Here is a 20,858-nt window from a genome sequence, read left to right as displayed (position 1 = left end):
GCTCCCCGCGTGAGCGGGGATGAGCCGATTTTTCGGATGTCGCCGCGGTCATCTTCGATGTGCTCCCCGCGTGAGCGGGGATGAGCCCTACTCCAGCAAGCCCGCGAACACAGCGGCCTAGTGCTCCCCGCGTGAGCGGGGATGAGCCGACCCGCAAAACCACCAAGACCACTGAGGAGATGTGCTCCCCGCGTGAGCGGGGATGAGCCCGCTGCGAATCGGTTAGGGCGTAGGCACCGGTCGTGCTCCCCGCGTGAGCGGGGATGAGCCGTTACGTATCTACCCAGGCGCAGGGCCTGATGGGTGCTCCCCGCGTGAGCGGGGATGAGCCCGGGCTCGCGATTGCATTCGGGTGATAGAGCGCGTGCTCCCCGCGTGAGCGGGGATGAGCCCCTCGGCCAATTCGGCCTGTTGGCCATCCTCCCGTGCTCCCCGCGTGAGCGGGGATGAGCCCGGCCACCAAGAGTGCTGTTAAGCACACCACCGGTGCTCCCCGCGTGAGCGGGGATGAGCCCGAGACTAATCGCACTATCCGCAATTCCATCAAGTGCTCCCCGCGTGAGCGGGGATGAGCCGTTTTCCTCATTGTCCAGGCCCGCGGTGGTGTTGTGCTCCCCGCGTGAGCGGGGATGAGCCCCACGATTGGGCGCGCAAGGCGTTTGCTACAGAGTGCTCCCCGCGTGAGCGGGGATGAGCCGCTCGACCGCGTTCATTTCGAGCTGACCCACCGGTGCTCCCCGCGTGAGCGGGGATGAGCCCCGAAGAGGAAGCACACACCATGAACGAGACTAGTGCTCCCCGCGTGAGCGGGGATGAGCCTCAGTACCCGCAGCAGACTAACCCCCAGCAGCAGTGCTCCCCGCGTGAGCGGGGATGAGCCGCGCATCCGAAAGCGAAGAGTCCTAGTCATGGCGTGCTCCCCGCGTGAGCGGGGATGAGCCCCGAAGAGGAAGCACACACCATGAACGAGACTAGTGCTCCCCGCGTGAGCGGGGATGAGCCCCCGGCTGGACACCTGTAGGCAAGGCAATTTCCGTGCTCCCCGCGTGAGCGGGGATGAGCCTCAGCCCGCGCCGCTGGTGACCTAGGACAAAAAGTGCTCCCCGCGTGAGCGGGGATGAGCCCCAGATTCCATTCATTACGTGGAGACTCCTCCAGTGCTCCCCGCGTGAGCGGGGATGAGCCCGCACACCACTTAAGCGCACCCCGATGAAACGCGTGCTCCCCGCGTGAGCGGGGATGAGCCCCGCAGCACCACTCCCATTACCACCACCGATGGGTGCTCCCCGCGTGAGCGGGGATGAGCCCCGAGGAAAGCTGAATAATCCGCCAGTGCCCGCGTGCTCCCCGCGTGAGCGGGGATGAGCCCCGCAGCAGAATGGTTCACCTGGCTCGAAGAGGGTGCTCCCCGCGTGAGCGGGGATGAGCCGCGCACGATTCCTCCCCACCAGTAGTAGGTGAAGTGCTCCCCGCGTGAGCGGGGATGAGCCACGCGGGCGACGATGACACCATCGGTCTAGCCCCGTGCTCCCCGCGTGAGCGGGGATGAGCCCCCCCACCTCCGAGGACTGCCACGCCGAAATCGGTGCTCCCCGCGTGAGCGGGGATGAGCCCACCTTGTCTGCGAGGTGCTTTTCATCCGCCTTGTGCTCCCCGCGTGAGCGGGGATGAGCCCCGGCCCGGGCTGACGAGGTATGTCTAATCCCCGTGCTCCCCGCGTGAGCGGGGATGAGCCCAGCAACGGTTAATGCTGGGTCAAGCACGCGCTGTGCTCCCCGCGTGAGCGGGGATGAGCCCGCCTAATGCGCTACCACACCTACACCCCTCCGGTGCTCCCCGCGTGAGCGGGGATGAGCCGGCACGCCCGACCGGCAAACTGAACCTCAGAGCGTGCTCCCCGCGTGAGCGGGGATGAGCCGTCCAATCGCAGGAAGCGCAGGATACCGTAAAGGTGCTCCCCGCGTGAGCGGGGATGAGCCGCGTGGGGATCTAATCATCCAGTGGGATGAAGGGTGCTCCCCGCGTGAGCGGGGATGAGCCGGTGACGTGGTTGACCGCAATGAATACCGCGCCGTGCTCCCCGCGTGAGCGGGGATGAGCCCCCAAGCCGCCGAAATCGTCCTCGTAGACAACAGTGCTCCCCGCGTGAGCGGGGATGAGCCCTCGTCACCGCGATGGACGATAAGGGCAATCCGGTGCTCCCCGCGTGAGCGGGGATGAGCCGGGCGGCCGCCGGTGGAGTATCGACGTGTATGCGTGCTCCCCGCGTGAGCGGGGATGAGCCTGATGGCAAAACCGTCACCACCTGCGCCAGAAGGTGCTCCCCGCGTGAGCGGGGATGAGCCTGATGGCAAAACCGTCACCACCTGCGCCAGAAGGTGCTCCCCGCGTGAGCGGGGATGAGCCCATTCTCGTTATCCGTGCGCCAGTACTCTGCCCGTGCTCCCCGCGTGAGCGGGGATGAGCCCCCGCCCAAGGAAGACGCGCCGGAAGCCCCGACGTGCTCCCCGCGTGAGCGGGGATGAGCCGCTCTCGTGAGATTCCTCTAATACCAGTGCCAGGTGCTCCCCGCGTGAGCGGGGATGAGCCCGCGGTCGCCGCTCGACTGTCACAGAACGACATGTGCTCCCCGCGTGAGCGGGGATGAGCCCGCGGTCGCCGCTCGACTGTCACAGAACGACATGTGCTCCCCGCGTGAGCGGGGATGAGCCGAACACGCCGTTAAGCACGAGAAAGCCCTTGAAGTGCTCCCCGCGTGAGCGGGGATGAGCCCGCCGTCCATGCAGCCGGGCGCATCGGACAGCAGTGCTCCCCGCGTGAGCGGGGATGAGCCTACGACGGGTGCATCGGCCGGAATCATCTTCTCGTGCTCCCCGCGTGAGCGGGGATGAGCCCGACGCCCGTACCCTGGGGGAGTGACCCGACTCGTGCTCCCCGCGTGAGCGGGGATGAGCCGTGCGGGCGGTGAGCACGAGCACCAGGTCCGCCGTGCTCCCCGCGTGAGCGGGGATGAGCCCCATGCTGCTCGCAATCTTGCCCACTGACAGCAGTACTCTCCCCTTGAGCGGGGAGGCCGCCCTCAAAGTACAGAAAGGAACCAAAAGATGACAATCGTCGTCGCGCTTATCAGCGCATCATTCATCATCACTAAAGCACCAGCATGGGCTACTACCACTGCGCTAGTAGCCATGATCGTTTGCTTAGCTCTGGACACACGCGAGCAATGGCTAGAAAGAAAAAATCATGCAGCTTAAAATCATTGGCGCAGGCACAGAGAAAGGTGCTCCTCGCATGAGCACGGATGAGCCTACCAACCCTCGAAAGGACTTATCATGGACATCATGTCTAAAATTTCAAGCGCACTAATAGTGATCGCCGTGCTTATCGCGCTTACTCTAGGGGATACCCCAATATTCTGGGTAGTCATGTCCCTCACTGCGGTTACGCTCACAGTTGAGACCGTCCAACTCGTGCAGAAGTGGCGGAAAAACGCAGCCTAAAATTGTTGGCCTAGATACTGGTGATGAATGCGCGCTCCCCGCGTGAGCGGGGATGAGCCGTCTTGGATGACATATATGGGAACGCCGACATCGTGCTCCCCGCGTGAGCGGGGATAATTTTTTCTTGATTTAATGCCTCAAATTTCCTGCTACCCAATAATCAAAACATCGAAAGGACATCCAACAACGACGAGCAGCACTTCGGCTATGAGGGGCAGAATTCAACTTCGCTGAGGCTCTAACGTGGGTTCCAGTCGCAGCACGGACATCCACTGTTGGGCGTCGCGCACTCAACTGGGGTTATTCTATGAGGGGCCGAGAATTGGTCTTTTGGGAGCTATTGACTAATCTTTTGGGAGCGGAGTGTCGTAATATACGACATGGCATCCGTGTGGGGCTATAGCTCAGTCGGTTAGAGCTCCGGACTCATAATCCGTCGGTCCCGGGTTCGAGCCCCGGTGGCCCCACGGTAGAAGGAGGCGTCGGCAAGCAATGCTGGCGCCTCCTTTTTAGTATTCGGTGCGCACGCGCTCGGAGAAAATCGGCCTGGCGGTCAGCTCGATGCGGGTGCCGATATTCTCGTCTTCTTGGGACCTGCAATGGACGGATTTTTGATTCGTGGCCATGATGCAGTGGAGATCGTAGCTCTCACCAGAGCTCGGGTTCTTTACAGTAATGTCGCTCTGCCAGGCTGCAGTAACGGTTGGATCAGGAGTTTCGAGCCTGTATGTGGCATCCATTGCGTGCTTATAAATGTCCAGGGCAAAGGCGCAATCGGTGGCGTCGTCGGCGATGATTTGTGCGTAATCGCGAATGCCGCACATGCCGTCTACCTGCGCAGCGAGTGCGGAATCATCGTCTTTCTCCGCTTTCTGCGGCTTGGAAAGCTTGGCAGTTGCGGAAGGCGCGGAATCGGTATCGAAGTCGGCATCGGCAAGCGCACCGCTGTCTGAATTGGTGCTGTGCGGGCTGGTATCGGTGAAATTGGGCTCGTCGTCAGCGGGGGCGGACGAGCACCCAACCAGCAGGAGCGCCGGCAAGAGCGAGAGAATCTTTTTCATGCGGAATATTGGGGGGAGATAGGAGGGCCGTAGAACAGGAAAAGTGTAGCACCGCAGCGCATGTGGGCAGGCGAATTGCGCGCGGGTGAGCAGTGCAGTCTAATAAACGGCATGACAGAAGTAGATCCGCTCATTGAATCCCTCTATCGCTGGTCCGATGTCAGCGGTGTATTGCTGATGGGAATTATCGGCGGCACCATTGCGCGCAAGCGCGGGTACGACATCATCGGGTTTTTCTTCATCGCGATGTTTTCTTCCCTGGGCGGGGGCATGGTGCGCGATGTACTTATTAATCGCGGCACCGTGGCGGCGATGAGCGAGCCGGAGTACCTGTACCTGGCGTTTACTGGCGCGTTGATTGCGCGCTTTGTCTACTTTAAGGGCAAGACCTGGGATTATATCCAGGCGCATGGCGATGCCGTGGTTTCCGGCCTATGGGCCGGCACCGGCGCCGTGAAGGCCATTACCTATGGGCTTCCGCCGATTCCGTGCATCATGATGGGTGTGTTTACCGCTACTGGCGGTTCCATGATTCGTGATATTGCTATGGGGCGCGAGCCCGCGGTCTTTGGCGATAATCAGCCGACGGTAATTCCGGCCATCGCTTGTGCGGTGATCGTGCTGGTGGGAAACCACTTCGATATGTTGGCCGTCGGCATGATCGTGGGGCCATTGGTGTCTATTTTCTTGGCGCTGCTGGGCATTTGGGCCGGTTGGCGCGTGCCCGCGAAACAGGAGTGGGCGCCGATTAATGATACGGCTGCGCAGGTTAAGGCGCTGGCGAAAAAGGCTGAGAATAAGAGCCGCGCGGTCGGGCGCAAGCTGGAGCCGCACCGCGTGCGCTCTTGGCGCCACCGGCAGATGGAAGAGGCGCTGCAGCGGCGCATCGAAAAGGAAGTGCGTTCCGGCAAGCGCCGCCAGGATGCGGCGGAAGAGGCCAGCGAGTTTTTGCAGTCCTTTGAATCGGACGTCGATCAGTTCAGCTCGGCGCCAGCGGAGTCCGAGGACATGGACTTTGGCGTGGACTTCAGCGGCGATTCCTATGAGGAAGAGGAGCAGACCTCAAGCGAGGAATCCCAGCGGCTGCTCGATACGATTTTGGAAGATGACAAGCTTACTGATGAGCTGATTGATCGCCTGATGGACCGCTACCAATCGCGCGACTAGGTTTCTAAGCAGCTGCTTTCCGATGCCCCCTAAATTCCGGGTCTGGATTTCTGGCAGAAAACTGGCATCAATTTTTCAGCTAGGTGCCATATCCTAGAACCATGAACTTGAGGTACTTCTTTTTTGAGCTGTGGGGCCTCATCGTTGACCACGGCTTGCCGCTCATCGCATTCGTGATAATCGGCATTCTCCTGCCCCGCATGGGGCGCCTAGCCATCCGGATTATTGAACATAATTTGGATGAGCAAGAAGAATCCACGAAGGCGCGGCTGGCGCTGACCGGCGCATTGGTCTACATCGTCCAGGCGGTTGCGTACTTCCTATTGGTCGCGGCCGCGCTGACTAATCTCGGCGTTCCGGCGCTGGGCGCTGCGGTGCCTGCGACGATAGTGTCTGCCGCGGTAGGTTTTGGCGCCCAGTCCGTGATTTCGGATTTCCTCTCCGGATTTTTCATCCTTACGGAAAAGCAGTTCGGCGTGGGAGACTACGTCTCCTTTGCCGGCATCCCAGGGGTAGAAGGCGATGTGGTGACGCTGACCCTGCGCACCACGAAGGTGCGCACCCCAAGCGGCGAGTTGGTGACCATCCCCAATAGCTCCGCCGGCGTGGTGACCAACTATTCTAAGGAATGGTCCCGCGCGGTGGTCAATATCAATGTCCCGGTGCATGAGGGCGAGTCCCTGCCGGAGATTACGAGTCGCGTCAAAGAGATTTCGGGGCACGCTATTGAAGCCCCTGAGATCTCCGTCGACGTCGCCGGCGAGCTCACAGTCCTTCCCGCTACGCAATTGGTCAGCCCGCAGGTAGCCGGCCAGCCGTGGCAGGTGGGCTACCGCATCATGGTGACGGTGAATCCCGCCCGCCAGTGGTCCGTGGAGCGCGCCATCCGCTCGGCGCTGCTCTCGGAATTCTGGGATCACTACGGTTCCGCCATCGACTTTGATGAACTGCAGGAACAGAAAAAGAAGAAACCTGCGGACCCAAAGCATGCCGCGGCGCAGTCAGCCAAAGACGCCTTGGACGCCGGGGAAGGTTCTCGTCCCAATACGCCAGTGGATGACCCCACGGTGGAAGAGGAACTGGTCCCAGAGGAAGTCGAGCTTGCTGAGACTAAGCTCGATGAACAAGCGGTCACGGATGAAGCCAGCGAAGAGGCTGCGGAAGACGATGAGAAATCGCGCCGGAAGATCTGGCGCACCATCCCGACCAGTACCCAATTCCAAAAGGTTTCCACCATCGGCGGGCGCGTGCGCGCCTCCACCACAGGCCTCGTGGCGGCCCTGCTTGTCGTTGGCCTGCTCATCCTCGCGGCAAGCAACCCAGAGGAAGGGGAAGCCGGCTGGCTGTCGCCGGACTATTGGAAGGATCGCGATACGCAATCCTCTTCTGAGGCTCCAACGGAATCTGGGGAGAATGTGCCTTCGGAAGACCCCCTTACTACCGGCGCTCCAACGGAACCGACGGACGCTGACTCAACGCCCACGACCACCAATACGCCGACCGTTCCTAGCTATCCCAGCCAGGCGCCCAACTCCACGCCTAATTCCGGGGACGGGCACGGTAGCAGTCAGGATGGGCCCGCTGACTCAAACGGCGATGCTGGCGATGGCCAGGGGAATGGAGATGGAGACTCCGGTGCAGACGGAAATAGCGGGGCGGCGAATAGCCAGCAGACCGCGATTCCTTCAGAACCCCACTAAGCATCCCCACTAGGAGCTCATAGACGCCGCCTCATAGTCCGAGGCGGTGTCTTTTTCATTGACCTTTAACGGGTGCGGTGACCTCTAGTTTCTTTATTATTTCTATCGCAGGTGGGGCAACAACAGAATAAAAGGTGGAACAAATTTCAACCGCGAGCTGTTTCAGTAGACATGACATCATTATTTACACCTTTGGAACTTGGCCGTTATACGTTGAATAACCGCGTGACCATGGCGCCGCTAACGCGTCAGCGTGCAGGTCACAGCGGTGTGCCCAGCGAGCTACACAAGAAGTACTATTCCCAGCGAGCTAGCGCCGGGCTCGTGGTGACGGAGGGAACCTTCCCCGCTTGGACCAACCGCGCGTTCCCGGGGCAGGCGGGCATCGTTGATGATGAGCAGGCAGCTGGTTGGAGCGAGGTAGCCAACGAAGTGCACGACAAGGGCGGCGTCTTGTTCATGCAAATCATGCATGGCGGCCGCACCAGCCACCCAGATCTCATTGATGGCGCCCAGGCAGAGGCCCCGAGCGCGCTGGATTGGGACGGCCAGGTTCGCGGCTTTGCCGGCAAGATGGATGCACCGGTACCGCGTGCACTAGAAGCCGATGAGCTTCCACGAATCGTTGAGGAATTCCGCGCCGCCGCACGCCGAGCCGTCGACGCGGGCGTTGATGGTGTAGAGATCCACAATGCGAATGGCTATCTGCTGCACGAATTCATGGCACCGTCTGCTAACCAGCGCGACGATGAATTTGGCGGCAGCCCCGAAAACCGGTGGCGCCTGCCAGAGATGGTGATCCGTGCCGTCGTGGATGAAATCGGTGCAGACCGCGTAGGTGTTCGTTTTTCTCCGGCCCACGTCGTACAGGGCATTGTCGAAGACGATGAGACAGACATGTTGGCCACCTACGGCGGCCTGCTGGACGCCATCGCCCCGCTGAACCTGGCTTATGTCTCCTTCTTGCACGCAGAGCCGGAAGGCGAGCTCATCTCGGCCTTGGCACAGAAGGCCCGCGCCAATGGCGAAACCAAGGTTTTGATGAATGACGGTTTTGGCACCGTGACCACTAAGGAAGATGCACAGCGCGAGCTGGACCTCGACTATGTGGATGCCATCGTGGTGGGCCGCCAGCTCATTGCTAACCCGGACTTGGTGCGCCGGTGGGAAGAGAACCTGGAGCTCAATGAGCCTGACCAGGCAACGTTCTACGTCGGCGGCGAGCGCGGCTACATTGATTACAAGACTGCCGCGGACCAGTAAATAGTCCGCGGCAGCTGTAGGGAGAGAGAAGGGGGAAGTAGAGAACGCGAGTGATAGGGAAGGGGCGAAATATCCTTGAAAAGAACCTTTCACTTTATATATCGATCGTGCACGCATAGATCGTTAACAAGCACTCGCTAATTTTTTAAAAACTACTTCCTTCTTCTCCCACCGCAGCCATGCCCATGCTTGGTCCCAGTAGGCTAGTGGGCATGAGCGAGTTAGAACTTTTACGCCAGTGGCCAGTAGACAATGTCGCCGGCGCGTTATTGAAATGCGGCGATGTCCTCGATGAGATAGGAGATGTTACCCGGGAATTTCCGGTGGCATCAGTAACCAAGCTCGTCTCCGCCTACGCCATTATGTTGGCGGTCGAAGAAGGCGCGGTAGAACTAGAGCAACCTGCTGGTCCCGAAGGCGCGACGCTAGAGCACTTGCTCGCGCACGCTTCAGGTGTGAAATTCGATTCGCGCGAGCAACAAAAGCCGGTAGGCGAGCGGCGCATCTATTCCTCTGCCGGTTATGAATGGGCCGCAGAGATTGTTGAAAAGGCCACCGGCATCGAGTTTGCGGAGTACCTGCGCGAAGGCGTGTGCGAGCCGCTTGGCATGTCCTCCACGCGCTTAGAGGGCTCGGCAGGGCACGGGCTGGTTTCTACCGTGCAGGATCTCGCGGCATTTTCGGCCGAGGTCCAGGACCCGCAGCTCCTGCACCCCAGCACCGTGGCCGATATGCGCCGCGTTCATTTCGGTGGCTTGCGCGGCATCGTGCCAGGCTACGGAAGCTTTAAGGATTGCACCTGGGGCCTTGGCTTTGAGATCCGCGGCGAGAAAGACCACTGGATGGGTGCCCTGCCTGCCGATGCCACCGGGCACTTCGGCATGTCCGGTACCTACCTCTGGCTGGCCGGCGACTACGCCATGGTCGCATTGACGGACCGAGAGTTTGGCGATTGGGCTAAACCGCTGTGGAATGAAACCAATACGAAGATCTGGCAGGCGCTGTAAGAGGCTCCTTCGAAGATTTCCCTTAATAGGAAAATGGGAAAAGCTCCCCATTCCAATGGAGTGGGGAGCTTAAGTTGTTCTATTTAGAACAGGGTCAGACCCGTGATCTGCTCGATGATCATAGCGCCGTAGGAGAGGACACTGGAAACGACGGACAGGAGACCGAGACCGAGATCGGTCAAAGAGGACAGACCAGACATGGTTGTACCTTTCTTTTTTGGGGATGGGTTCAAACCGGATTGTTTGAATTTATCTCAGTATAGGCATAGCTCAGGGATCGTGTCAAACTATTTCTTACCCTAAATTAAATTTATATTAACTGCCTGTTCGCGGGTGACGATCTGCTCCTGGAGAGGGTGAGATGCGGGTGTGGGTATATGGCGGCTGGCTACCCCCACAGGGGTCTTTGCGGGCAGGATTTTTCGGAGCTCTTCGTTCCTAGAGGGGTGGGGCGCGATTTTCTTCTGCGAGTGTTGAATGTGGGCATTGAGGTCACTGTTTCTGCTGGTAGCTGCCCCGTGCGTAATTCTTGTCAAGAAGTCGCTTCAGAAAAACAGTTTAAGCGAGAAAACCTCACAAATTTCACTGTTGTAACTCCAATTTCTTCGGACACTTTAATCACAGTCTGGACTTTGGGTTGAGGTTTAGAACTTGGGGGTTGAAGTGAAAGTTGAGGGTTGTAGAGGGTGGTGTGGCGCAGGAAAATTGGGTGCAGACGCAAAAGACAGTTCGTTGGGGAAGACGAAGCTCGTCTTGCACTGCGCCGCACGCCACGCGTGTGCATCGCAGTGGTGATTTGTCGAGGGAGATATCGGCTATGAATACTTGCGTCAATACAGTGCCGGTTGATCAACCGGCCTCCAACTACACGTGGCCCAGCCGCAATGGTGCGGCCGTCGTGGTCACTGGTGTGCTGAAAATTTCTGGGATGCCGCGTGCGTTGCGCCCAGAAGTAGAGCGTGCCATGGATCGGTGCATTCGCACCGAATCGGAGTTCATCGTCCCAGGCGATGACCCGCTGACCGCCCAGTGGTGCACTCGGTGGTACCGCGATGAGATCTCTATGGAGGCGCTCGTGCGCGGTGAGGCTACGGGCCCGGGAATGGATTCTGGTGTTGGCATCGGCTGCCACCAGGTGCTTACCGGAACCGAGGCGGAGCTTGCCGCGCTCGAGAGCGCGGTGTGCTACCTTGCGCAGCGCTATGGCTTTAGCGCCAACGTGCGCTTTAGCTAAGGCGCTCGAGCGAGTCGGCTCGAGCGCGGCCAAGTAAGCCAAGCCGCACGAGCTAGGTCGCGCGGCGGGGAACCGTTTAGGACTCCTCCTCGGCGAAGGGATCCATGATCTTATCGGGAATATCCGCAACCGATTTAAATACGGCGGTGGGGCGGTAAGGATAGCGGGAGATTTCGCGGTCATCGGAAATGCCGGAGCGCACCAGAATGGAGCGCATGCCGGCCTCTAGGCCCGCCTTGACATCGGTATCCATGCGGTCACCGATCATGACGGTGTTTTCAGAGTGCGCGCCGATGTGGTTAAGCGCCGAGCGCATCATCACCGGGTTGGGCTTTCCCACGTAGTAGGGTTCGCGGTGGGTAGCGGCGGTGATCAATGCGGCCACAGCACCGGTTGCCGGGAGCACACCTTCGGGAGCAGGCCCCGTAACATCCGGGTTGGTGGCGATGAAGCGGGCGCCATTGCGGATGAGGTTGATAGCGGTGGTAATCGCCTCAAAGGAGTAGGTGCGGGTTTCACCGAGGACCACGAAGTCTGCGTCATCATTTGTGAGGATCCAACCGGCCTCGTGCAGGGCAGTGGTCAGGCCGGATTCGCCCACGACGTAGGCCTTGCTGGAGCTGGCTTGGGTGGCCAGGAAGTTTGCCGTAGCCGTGGCGGAGGTCCAGATGCGCTCGGCCGGAATATCCAGGCCGGTATTGCGCAGCCGCGCCGCCAAGTCGCGCGGGGTGGACATGGAGTTATTGGTCAGCACCATGTACTCAATGTCATTATCTTTTAGCGCCTGAATAAATTTATCGGCGCCGGGGATCATTTCCCCTTCCTTGATGAGTACGCCGTCCATATCGGATAGGTAAGAAATCATTGGTGGTCCTCCAAATAGTCAGCGATATCGCCGATGGTCTCGCAGTTAAGCATTGTTTCCTCAGTAAGCCGCACCTTAAAGAGCTCTTCTACACGCACGGTGAGCTCTATATGCTCGAGGGACTCCACTCCGACATCGGAAAGCGCGCTGTCCCTGCCAAGTTCGGCCTCGGTTCCGGTGACTTTGATAATGAGGGCGATGAGCTCGCCCAGCGTATCCCGATCCGGGTCGTGGTCCTTATCTGGGTCAGAACCCTGAAACTTTGCCTGCAATTGGGCACTGAGGTCATTTGCCATAGTGCCCAGTGTAGTAGCGATTGGAGCGTGGCATTGGAGAAATAGGCGCACGCGGTACTGGGTAGGGGGAATAGGGCAAAAATAATAAAGGCGCTCCCAGCACAAAGCCGGAAGCGCCAGAATTAAATGCCCGTTGCGAAGGCGGGGGCGAAATTACTCGCCGCTATTAGGTGCAGTTGGGTCATCCAACTTCAGCTCGGATGCTGCCTTTTCCACAACGGAGCGTTCAATCTTGCCGTCGCGGGCAAGGCCATCGAGCACGGCGACGGCGATGGATTCCGCGTCGTTGTTGAAGAAGCGGCGGGCACCCTCGCGCGTATCGGAGAAGCCGAAGCCGTCTGCGCCCAAGGTGATGTAGGTACCTGGGACGTAGGGGCGGATCTGCTCCTGCAGCTCGGTGGTGAAGTCCGAGACGCCCACGAATGGACCCTCGAAGTCCTTGAGCTGGGAGGTAGCAAATGCCTCGGAAGGCTCCTCGCCCTTGCGCAGCGCTTCCTTATTGCGGCGAGCACCATCGCGGGCCAGCTCGTTCCAGGAGGTCACGGAGAACAGCGATGCCTTGACATCGTAGTCCTCAGCCAGCATCTCCTGTGCGCGAAGAGCCTCGTGCACGCCAACACCCGAGGCCAGGATATTGGCCGGGGTGGAACCCTTCTCGGCGGTATTGAAGTGGTAGATGCCCTTGTGCAGGCCCTCCACGTCCAAGTTCTCCGGCTCGGCCGGCTGGTGGACCGGCTCGTTGTACACGGTGAGGTAGTACATGACCGGCTCGTTGTCCTCGCCGTACATGCGCTCGATACCGCGGGCTACTAGGTGTGCAGCCTCGAAGCCGAAGGCCGGGTCATAAGAAATGACCGCAGGGTTGGTGGCTGCCAAGACAGGGGAGTGGCCATCCATGTGCTGCAGGCCCTCACCGGTCAGGGTGGTGCGGCCTGCGGTAGCGCCGATGATGAAGCCGCGGCCCATCTGGTCGCCGGCGGCCCAGAAGGCATCGCCAGTGCGCTGGAAGCCGAACATCGAGTAGAAGATGTACAGCGGGATCATGGCCTCGCCCTGGGTGGCATACGAGGTAGCGGCGGCGGTAAAGGATGCTGCCGCACCGGCCTCAGAAATGCCCTCGTGCATGATTTGGCCATCGGTGGCCTCGCGGTAGGACAACATCAGGTCGTGGTCCACCGGCACGTAGTTCTGGCCGCGCGGGTTCCAGATCTTCATGGTGGGGAACCAGGAGTCCATGCCGAAGGTACGAGCCTCATCCGGGATGATGGGCACGATGCGCTTGCCCAGTTCCTTATTGCGCATGACCTCCTTGAAGGTGCGCACCAAGGCCATGGTGGTAGCCACTTCCTGCTTGCCAGAGCCCTTGCGCACGGAGCGCAGCTTGTCCAAGGAAGGTGCTTCCAATGGGGTGAAGTCCGTGCGACGCTCAGGCAGGAAGCCGCCGAGTTCTTTACGGCGCTCCAGCATGTACTTGATCTCCGGGGAGTCCTTGCCCGGGTGGTAGTACGGCGGCAGGTAGGGATCCTTTTCCAGCTCTTCATCGGAGAAGGGGATTTCCTGCTTATCGCGGAAGTTCTTGAGATCCTCCAGCGTCAGCTTCTTCATCTGGTGGGTAGCGTTGCGGCCCTCGAAGTTGTGGCCCAAGCCGTAGCCCTTAATGGTGTGGGCCAAGATGACGGTCGGCTTGCCGGAGCCCTTGTTCTCTAGGGCGCGGGCGTACGCTGCGTAGACCTTGCGGTAGTCGTGGCCGCCGCGGCGCAGTGCCCAGATTTCGTCATCGGAGAGGTCTTCTACCAGCTTTGCGGTGCGCTCATCGCGGCCGAAGAAGTGCTCGCGCACATAAGCGCCGTCATTGGCCTTGAAGGTTTGGTAGTCACCGTCAGAGGTGGTGTTCATGACGTTGACGAGGGCACCTTCGGTGTCCTTGTCCAGCAGCTTGTCCCAGCCGCGGCCCCAAATGACCTTGATGACGTCCCAGCCGGCACCGCGGAAGAAGGACTCCAGCTCCTGGATGATCTGGGTATTACCGCGCACTGGGCCGTCGAGGCGCTGCAGGTTGCAGTTAATCACGAAGGTGAGGTTATCCAGCTCGTACAGCGCAGCGGTTTGCAGCAGGCCGCGGGACTCTGGCTCGTCCATCTCGCCATCGCCCAAGAAGGCCCAGACGTGCTGCTTGGAGGTGTCCTTGATGCCGCGGGTTTCCAGGTACTTATTAAAGCGTGCCTGGTAAATGGCGTTCATCGGGCCAATGCCCATGGACACGGTGGGGAACTCCCAGAACCATGGCATCAGGCGCGGGTGCGGGTAGGAGGGCAGACCCTTGCCTTCACCGAGGGAGACTTCCTGGCGGAAGCCGTCGAGGTCTTCCTCAGAGAGGCGGCCTTCCATGTAGGCGCGGGCGTACATGCCCGGGGAGGCGTGGCCCTGGAAGAAGACCTGATCGCCGCCTGAAGGATCGTCCTTACCCTTGAAGAAGTGGTTGAGGCCAACCTCGTACAGCGGGGCGGCACCCGCGTAGGTGGAGATGTGGCCGCCGACACCGATGCCGGGGCGCTGCGCGCGGTGCACCATGATGGCAGCGTTCCAGCGGATCCAGCGGCGGTAGCGCTTTTCTAGTTCTTCATCGCCAGGAAATTCCGGCTCCATGTTGGTGGGGATGGTGTTGACGAAGTCCGTCGACGTCAACGAGGGAAGCTCCACGCGCTTGGCGGTGGCGCGCTCCAGTAGGCGCAGCATCAGGTAACGCGCGCGCTCTTGGTCAGAATGGTCCAGCAGACCATCGAGGGAATCCATCCACTCGCGAGTTTCTTCTGGGTCGCTGTCGTGAAGGTACGATGCAACACCATCGCGGATAAGCGGGAAGTTGGAATCGCCCTTGGCGGGGTCCTTCTCGGCCATGTAAACCTCCTAATTAAGGGTCTGCAGAGTTTATCTCCTACGATACGCGTTCCCAGATCGCGAGTGGGAGTCTATCCCGGATAAAACGCCGCGCTTGCCGATGCACCCCCTACCACCTGCGGTTTGCTTCCCTCACCCGGTGTGCAAACGTGGGTAGTAGGTCCCTAAACGGCGCTAGTTCTCCCACAAAACAGGCGCCGGTGTGAGCAGAAAAGGGCCTGCAAATTGGGGGAAAGGGGTGCTATAGCAAGTAAAAGACGGCCTGGGACGTTAAACTACATGTAATAACACACGCCCTCTGTGCCAATCATGGGCCGGGCGTGAGTAAGAATTCACCGGATAAGGAAGGAAATGCATAGTGGCTGACGCTGCAGTCAAGCTCGGAATCAAGGAAGGGCAAATCGCTCTAGAGCTTGGTTGGGACGAGGATTGTGACAACACAATCTCTGAATCGATCGAAGCCGTACTCGGTGAGGATTTCCTCGAAGAGGAAAATGATGAGCTGTGCGATGTAGTCCTTCTCTGGTGGCGCGAGGAAGACGGCGACCTCGTGGACGGCCTGGTGGATGCCAGCCGCCCCCTCGCGGACAACGGCTCCGTCTGGTTGCTGACTCCGGGTGCCGGCAAGCCGGGCACCGTCGAGCCTGGTCTCATCTCCGAATCGGCGCAGCTAGCCGGTTTGGTGCAGACCAAAGCTGAGCGCTTTGGCGAGTGGCAGGGTTCCTGCCTGGTACAGCGGGGCTACACCAAAAAATAGCCTTCACCAGCTGATTTGTGTAGCTTCACAATCCTGCGCTACTGTACATAACAGCGCAAGGGCGCATGCGGCTTTAGCTCAGCTGGAAGAGCAATTGGTTTACACCCAATAGGTCGGGGGTTCGATCCCCTCAGGCCGCACCATTTTTCAAGTCTCGAGGCATCGTTTTTAAAACGGTGGCTCGAGATTTTTTGCATGCGTGGCCGAAAGCAGGCCCGAGACGGGCCCATAATCAGCCAACGAAGACGGCTAGTAGCGCTCGCGGCGGCGCTTTTTCAGCTTGGCGTAGTGGTCTGGCTTGGAATCGCCGTAGCGAGAGCGGTTGCGCAGCTCGGTGGCGAGAGGTGCGGGATCGGTGTTGGCATCGGTAGCGCCAGTGGCATCGGCATCGGCATCGGCATCGGCAGCCGTGCCAGGTTCGCCGTTGGAGGCGGGGGCATCGGCAAGCGATTCTGCGTCCGCATTGAGGGCCTGCATGGCGGCTTCTTCTTCGCGCAGGCGGCGGCGCTCGCGAATCTCGGACCAAATAAAGTAGCCCAATCCCAGCGGGGCCATGATGCCAAAGGCAATCCACTGGTAGCCGTAAGAAAGGTGGTTGCCGCGGTCGAGCTGCGGGATGGGCATGGCGTTGAGGACGCCCGGCTGGTCCTCGGAGAGCTGGATATAGTCTTGGCCTAAGTCAGCACCGATAAGCGAGCCCACCTGCTCGGTGTGGATGGAATAGACCTGCTGGTAGCCCTCCTGCGTGATGGGGGCGGTTTTGTGCTCGGCCTCATTTGAGCGCACCATGCCGGTAATCGTTACCTCCTCGGAGGGAGCGGGCGGAATATCCGGCACCGCATTGCCCTCCTCGGCGCTGACCCAACCGCGGTTAATCAGCATAGTCAGGCCCGCATCGGTGCGGAAAGGCACCAAGGATTGATAGGACGGGCCGGAACCGGCGGGGCGCAGGCGGAGTAGCACCTCATCCTCGGGCAGGTAGTGGCCCTTCAGAGTGGTGCGGGACCATTCATCGCCAGAGATGGCCCCATCATCGTCTACGACCTGGTCAATCGGCTGCGGATCGGCCTCGTAGGCGTGGGTGATGTTTTCATTGCGCTCCACAATGTCATCGTCCTTTCCCAACTGCCATGGGGCAAGGACACTAAAGGCCAGGTAGGAAAATGCCACCACGAAAAGCAGCATGAGTACCCAGCCAGGCTTGAGGAACGTCTTTAGCATGCCCCCAAGTCTAGTCGTGGTTCTCGCGAATCCAATCCAGCAGGCCGGGTACCGCGGCTTCGATATTCTTGCGCGCGGTTTCGAAGTCTTCTTCGGTGCCGTAGTAGGGGTCAGCGACCTCTGCGCCTTCCGGGGAATTGGGATCGAAGCTGCGCATCAGGCGGACCTTGTCAGAGTCGATGCCCAGATCGATGAGCGAATCATAGTGCCCGGAATCCATCGCGATGAAGAGATCGGCATTCATGTGCTCTTCGCCCAATTTGGATGCGCGGTGGGATGCCCCATCGTGCCCGGCGCGGCGCAGTTCTGCCACGGCCCGCTCATCCGCGCCTTGCCCCACGTGCCAGCCGCCGAGCCCGCAGGAATCCACGGTGGCGAGGAGATCGAGCATGTCATCTTCCATTTCATCGCGAACGATGATTTCGGCCATGGGCGAGCGGCAAATATTGCCGGTGCACACAAAGACGAGGTAGAGACCCGAGTGAGAAGAAGATTCAGTCATGCGAAAACCCTTTGCGCAGATAGTACTGTAGTGCGGGAGACAGGATATAGCACTAGCGTAATTTACAAGAATCGAGCATAAAGGAGTATCCCCATGTCTGCTGTGCGAGTGGACGATGTGCGCCGCGTTTTGGACAAGGCCTATCCGCCCCGTTTGGCCGAAAAGTGGGATGCCGTAGGCCTTATTTGCGGCGATCCCGCAGACGAGGTGCGCAACGTCGCCTTTGCTTTAGATTGCACCCAAGAGGTTGCGGACCGCGCGGTTGAGCTCGGCGCGGATATGTTGGTAGTCCACCACCCGCTGCTACTGCGCGGCGTGGACTCAGTGGCGGCCGATACGCCCAAGGGCAAGGTCGTACACACCCTGATTAAAAATGGCGTGGCGCTTTTTGCCGCCCACACCAACGCCGATAAGGCCCGGCCAGGGGTTAACGATAAGCTCGCGGAGCTCGTGGGCATTACTCCGGGTCGGCCCATCGTGCCGGAAGCCCCAGAGACCATCGATAAGTGGGGAGTGCATATTCCTGTAGGCAGTGCTGAGCAGGTAAAGCAGGCGCTTTTCGATGCCGGCGCGGGCCACATCGGCGCCTATTCCCACTGCTCCTTCGATATCGCGGGCAAAGGCCAATTCAAGCCGGAAGAGGGGGCGGACCCGGTAGAAGGGGACATCGGCAAGCTGCACCGCGGCGACGAGGTACGGGTGGAGTTTGTGGCTCCCTCCTCGCTGCGGTCCACGCTGATTGCGGCGCTGCACGAGGCGCACCCGTATGAGGTGCCCGCCTATGACATCGTGGAAACGGCCGGAAACGGCGACCTTGATACCGCGCTGGGCCTGGGGCGTGTGGGCGAGCTGCCCCGCGAGATGACCCTGCGGGAGTTTACGCAGCAGGTGGCCAATGCCCTGCCGGAGACCGCATGGGGCATCCGGGCCGCCGGGGACCCAGAACAGACCGTGCGCACCGTGGCGGTATCGTCCGGCGCCGGGGATTCCTTCCTTGCGGCTGCGGCAAAGCTGGGAGTCGATGTCTATGTTACCTCTGATCTGCGCCATCACCCGGTGGACGAACATTTGCGCGCCGGGGGACCGGCCGTCATCGATACAGCCCACTGGGCCAGCGAATTTCCCTGGACGGCGCAAGCAAGCGATATCGTAGAAGCAGCATTAGAACTAGATACGGAAATTATTAGCCTGCGTACTGATCCGTGGACTATCTCCGCGCACCCAAAGGAGTCATAAGTGAAACTATCGCAAGAACTACAGCCGGTACTGCTGGAATTGGCCAACCTGGAACGCTCGCAAGGCATTGGCGGGGAAAAAGAGCTGCCAGAAAAGGTCGAATACGACAAGGCGCAGCAGGAACACAAGCGCTTGCTCGATGCCTCCGGTTCCGCGCAGATGGCAGTCGATGACATGGAAAATGAAATCCTGCGCATCCAGGCCGATGAGCGCAAGCTGCGCCGGCGCGAACGCGATGACAAGGGCCAGCTCGGTGCCGAATTGGATACCGAAAAGCGCAAGGACATCGAGCACGATCTCTACGCCACCAAGTCCCGCATCGCGGATCTAATGAGTGAGCTACAAGAAGCCCACAACGAGATCCACGCGCTGCGCTCCAACTTGGACGTCCACGGCGCGCGCGTCTCGGATTCCGAGCGCAAGCTGGACATGCTGCGCCGCGCCGCCGACGCGGCGCAGGAGGCCGCGGAAAACCAGCCCGACCCCGCCGTGCGCATCGCGGATTTGCGCGAACAGCTGCCCTCCGATGTCCTCGAGGAATACGACGCGCAGCGGCAAGAAAACGGCGTCGGCGCCGCGCAGTTTAAGGCCAACCGGGCCTGCGGTGGCTGCTTTATCGTCTTGCCGCCCGCCGATAAAAACGCCGTGCGCAATGCGCCTGCCGATGAACTGCCGCAATGCAGCGACTGTGGTTCCTACCTGGTGCGCCTGGCATCATGAAGGTCATCATCTACGCCGATGGCGGCTCGCGCGGAAATCCCGGAATCGCAGGTTCTGGCACCGTCGTCTACGCCGCCGATGGTGAGACGGTGTTGCGCGAAATCGTCTATGTCGTCGGCAAGAAAGCCAGCAACAACGTCGCCGAATATCACGGGCTGTTGCGCGGGCTGGAAGCTGCAGTCGAGCTGGGCGCGGATGACGTCGACTTTTATATGGACTCCCGGCTGGTCGTCGAGCAGATGAACGGCCGCTGGAAGATCAAACACCCAGACATGAAGCAGCTGGGTGTACAGGCGCAGAAGCTCATGCAGCAGCTCGGAAGGGTGAACCTGAGCTGGGTGCGGCGAAACGACAACAAAGTAGCGGATGCACTGTCGAATGAGGCTATGGATGCTGCTGCCGCCGGCCACGCGCCGGGTGTGGTGGACTGCGGCGATGATTCTGGCGATGATTCTGACACTGGTGATACTGCCGCTGGCGCTGATGAACAGGCCGTGTCCGATACTTTTTCGGATGCTGGCGCTGCGAAAATTAGCACCGGCTCGCATGCCTCGTGGACGGGCGTGACCTGCCAGCCGACCACGTTGATTCTGGTGCGGCACGGGCAAACGACCTACTCCGCTGAGCACCGGTACTGCGGGCACAGCGATATTGAGCTGACCGAGACCGGCATGCAGCAAGCAGAAGCTTCGGCTGCCGCCGTGGCCGAACGCGGCGAGATTGATCTGGTGGTGTCCTCGCCACTGCAGCGCTGCCAGGTGACGGCGAAAAAGATCGCGGAAAAAACCGGTGCCCAGGTAGAAACGCACGACGCGTTGATCGAGGCAGATTTTGGCGACTGGGAGGGGCTGACCTTCCAACAGGCCCAGGATGACGATGCCGCGCTGCACGATGCCTGGATTACCGATGCGTCGCTAGCACCGCCAGCTGGGGAATCACTCGCACAGGTGCACCGCCGCGTACGGGAATTCCGAAAAGAACTCGTCGCCAAGCACCCCGGTAAAACGATCGCTGTGGTCAGTCACGTTAATCCGATTAAATCGTTGACCCGCCAGGCGTTGAATGCTGGGCCAGCGACGTTTAGTCACCTGTTTTTGGATCTTGCCAGCATTGGCGTCGTCAAGTTTTATGACGAGAACTCGCCGGTGGCATCGGCGGTACTCAGCGTGAACGAAACCGCGCACCTGCGCTGACGGTGATGTGAACTTAGTTTTTACGCAGCTAGTACCGGGAACTCGATAAGCAGCGGCTACAGTTTTTGCCGCTGCCTTTCTTTCGCTTACTGCCTCCACCGTGTGCACCGTGTTCGGCTTGTACTAACCCCTCGTTGGTGAGCCTTATAAGCCGCCGAGGGCGTTAGGTGCAGCCACTCTTGATGGCAGGACAGGTGCGCAGCGAAATGAAAACAATACCCAATAAGTGATTTGCTTC

Annotated in this window: 17 protein-coding genes, 2 tRNA genes and 1 CRISPR repeat array (1 of these 20 cut by a window edge); of the genes, 13 read left to right on the top strand and 6 right to left on the bottom strand. The window is 60.0% G+C overall.

What is annotated here, in order from left to right; translation table 11 throughout:
• A CRISPR array of direct repeats spans positions 1 to 3,016; the repeat unit is 28 nt; unit sequence GTGCTCCCCGCGTGAGCGGGGATGAGCC (it extends 2,931 nt beyond the left edge of the window).
• Between the two features lie 88 nt (positions 3,017 to 3,104).
• The 3 genes from CACC_RS08455 (at position 3,105) to CACC_RS08445 (ending at position 3,967) form a co-directional block, all read left to right on the top strand.
• A complete protein-coding gene (locus CACC_RS08455; RefSeq protein WP_005284058.1) occupies positions 3,105 to 3,254 on the top strand; it encodes a hypothetical protein in 150 nt (49 codons plus the stop codon).
• Positions 3,255 to 3,341: 87 nt separating this feature from the next.
• The gene (locus tag CACC_RS08450) at positions 3,342 to 3,500 is read left to right on the top strand and encodes a hypothetical protein (RefSeq protein ID WP_167530822.1); all 159 of its coding nucleotides are present in this window, start codon (positions 3,342 to 3,344) and stop codon (positions 3,498 to 3,500) included.
• Between the two features lie 393 nt (positions 3,501 to 3,893).
• A tRNA-Ile gene (locus tag CACC_RS08445) sits at positions 3,894 to 3,967 on the top strand.
• A gap of 42 nt (positions 3,968 to 4,009) precedes the next feature.
• Here the strand turns inward: CACC_RS08445 and CACC_RS08440 are convergent.
• Positions 4,010 to 4,561, bottom strand: coding sequence for a hypothetical protein (locus CACC_RS08440; protein WP_005278197.1), 552 nt, complete (start codon positions 4,559 to 4,561; stop codon positions 4,010 to 4,012).
• 111 nt (positions 4,562 to 4,672) lie between these two features.
• Here CACC_RS08440 and CACC_RS08435 point away from each other — a divergent pair, with 111 nt between their 5' ends.
• From CACC_RS08435 to CACC_RS08415, 5 genes are all read left to right on the top strand, one after another.
• On the top strand, positions 4,673 to 5,728 hold the full coding sequence (locus CACC_RS08435; RefSeq protein WP_034658255.1) for a trimeric intracellular cation channel family protein: 1,056 nt from the start codon (positions 4,673 to 4,675) through the stop codon (positions 5,726 to 5,728).
• 101 nt (positions 5,729 to 5,829) lie between these two features.
• The gene (locus CACC_RS08430) at positions 5,830 to 7,428 is read left to right on the top strand and encodes a mechanosensitive ion channel family protein (protein ID WP_005278199.1); all 1,599 of its coding nucleotides are present in this window, start codon (positions 5,830 to 5,832) and stop codon (positions 7,426 to 7,428) included.
• A 171-nt stretch (positions 7,429 to 7,599) separates the two neighbouring features.
• On the top strand, positions 7,600 to 8,691 hold the full coding sequence (locus CACC_RS08425) for an alkene reductase (RefSeq protein ID WP_035108426.1): 1,092 nt from the start codon (positions 7,600 to 7,602) through the stop codon (positions 8,689 to 8,691).
• Between the two features lie 212 nt (positions 8,692 to 8,903).
• A complete protein-coding gene (locus tag CACC_RS08420) occupies positions 8,904 to 9,698 on the top strand; it encodes a serine hydrolase domain-containing protein (protein WP_035108427.1) in 795 nt (264 codons plus the stop codon).
• Between the two features lie 817 nt (positions 9,699 to 10,515).
• Positions 10,516 to 10,932: a hypothetical protein gene (locus tag CACC_RS08415; RefSeq protein WP_005278204.1), complete on the top strand. Its 417-nt coding sequence runs from the start codon at positions 10,516 to 10,518 to the stop codon at positions 10,930 to 10,932.
• A gap of 76 nt (positions 10,933 to 11,008) precedes the next feature.
• Here the strand turns inward: CACC_RS08415 and CACC_RS08410 are convergent, their stop codons facing one another.
• From CACC_RS08410 to aceE, 3 genes are all read right to left on the bottom strand, one after another.
• Positions 11,009 to 11,797, bottom strand: coding sequence for an HAD-IIA family hydrolase (locus CACC_RS08410; RefSeq protein ID WP_005278205.1), 789 nt, complete (start codon positions 11,795 to 11,797; stop codon positions 11,009 to 11,011).
• Complete coding sequence (locus tag CACC_RS08405) at positions 11,794 to 12,093, bottom strand: acyl carrier protein (protein WP_005278206.1); 300 nt, start codon at positions 12,091 to 12,093, stop codon at positions 11,794 to 11,796. The genes CACC_RS08410 and CACC_RS08405 overlap by 4 nt, the downstream gene beginning before the upstream one ends.
• A 153-nt stretch (positions 12,094 to 12,246) precedes the next feature.
• Positions 12,247 to 14,991 (bottom strand): pyruvate dehydrogenase (acetyl-transferring), homodimeric type, encoded by a 2,745-nt coding sequence (gene aceE, locus CACC_RS08400; RefSeq protein WP_005278207.1) that lies wholly within the window; start codon positions 14,989 to 14,991, stop codon positions 12,247 to 12,249.
• Between the two features lie 358 nt (positions 14,992 to 15,349).
• On the opposite strand from aceE, the gene CACC_RS08395 reads away from it, so the two are divergent.
• Complete coding sequence (locus tag CACC_RS08395) at positions 15,350 to 15,748, top strand: DUF3052 domain-containing protein (protein ID WP_005278208.1); 399 nt, start codon at positions 15,350 to 15,352, stop codon at positions 15,746 to 15,748.
• 67 nt (positions 15,749 to 15,815) lie between these two features.
• Positions 15,816 to 15,891: transfer RNA gene (locus CACC_RS08390), tRNA-Val, on the top strand.
• Positions 15,892 to 15,997: 106 nt separating this feature from the next.
• Here the strand turns inward: CACC_RS08390 and CACC_RS08385 are convergent.
• Both CACC_RS08385 and CACC_RS08380 read right to left on the bottom strand, forming a co-directional pair.
• Positions 15,998 to 16,969, bottom strand: a complete 972-nt coding sequence (locus tag CACC_RS08385) for an SURF1 family cytochrome oxidase biogenesis protein (protein WP_005278209.1) — start codon at positions 16,967 to 16,969, stop codon at positions 15,998 to 16,000.
• A gap of 10 nt (positions 16,970 to 16,979) precedes the next feature.
• Positions 16,980 to 17,471 (bottom strand): low molecular weight protein-tyrosine-phosphatase, encoded by a 492-nt coding sequence (locus CACC_RS08380; protein WP_005278211.1) that lies wholly within the window; start codon positions 17,469 to 17,471, stop codon positions 16,980 to 16,982.
• A gap of 93 nt (positions 17,472 to 17,564) precedes the next feature.
• Between CACC_RS08380 and CACC_RS08375 the strand changes: the two genes are divergently transcribed.
• From CACC_RS08375 to CACC_RS08365, 3 genes are read left to right on the top strand one after another with little or no spacing between them, the layout of a single operon-like run.
• Positions 17,565 to 18,707: a Nif3-like dinuclear metal center hexameric protein gene (locus CACC_RS08375; RefSeq protein WP_005278215.1), complete on the top strand. Its 1,143-nt coding sequence runs from the start codon at positions 17,565 to 17,567 to the stop codon at positions 18,705 to 18,707.
• Positions 18,708 to 19,427 (top strand): zinc ribbon domain-containing protein, encoded by a 720-nt coding sequence (locus tag CACC_RS08370; RefSeq protein WP_005278217.1) that lies wholly within the window; start codon positions 18,708 to 18,710, stop codon positions 19,425 to 19,427.
• Positions 19,424 to 20,620: a bifunctional RNase H/acid phosphatase gene (locus CACC_RS08365; RefSeq protein ID WP_005278218.1), complete on the top strand. Its 1,197-nt coding sequence runs from the start codon at positions 19,424 to 19,426 to the stop codon at positions 20,618 to 20,620. The genes CACC_RS08370 and CACC_RS08365 overlap by 4 nt, the downstream gene beginning before the upstream one ends.
• The last annotated feature ends 238 nt before the right edge of the window (positions 20,621 to 20,858 follow it).

The organism is Corynebacterium accolens (genome assembly GCF_023520795.1).
Taxonomy (GTDB): Bacteria; Actinomycetota; Actinomycetes; order Mycobacteriales; family Mycobacteriaceae; genus Corynebacterium; species Corynebacterium accolens.
Note: the sequence above shows the minus strand (reverse complement) of the source record. Positions and strands in the feature narration are given on the sequence as shown.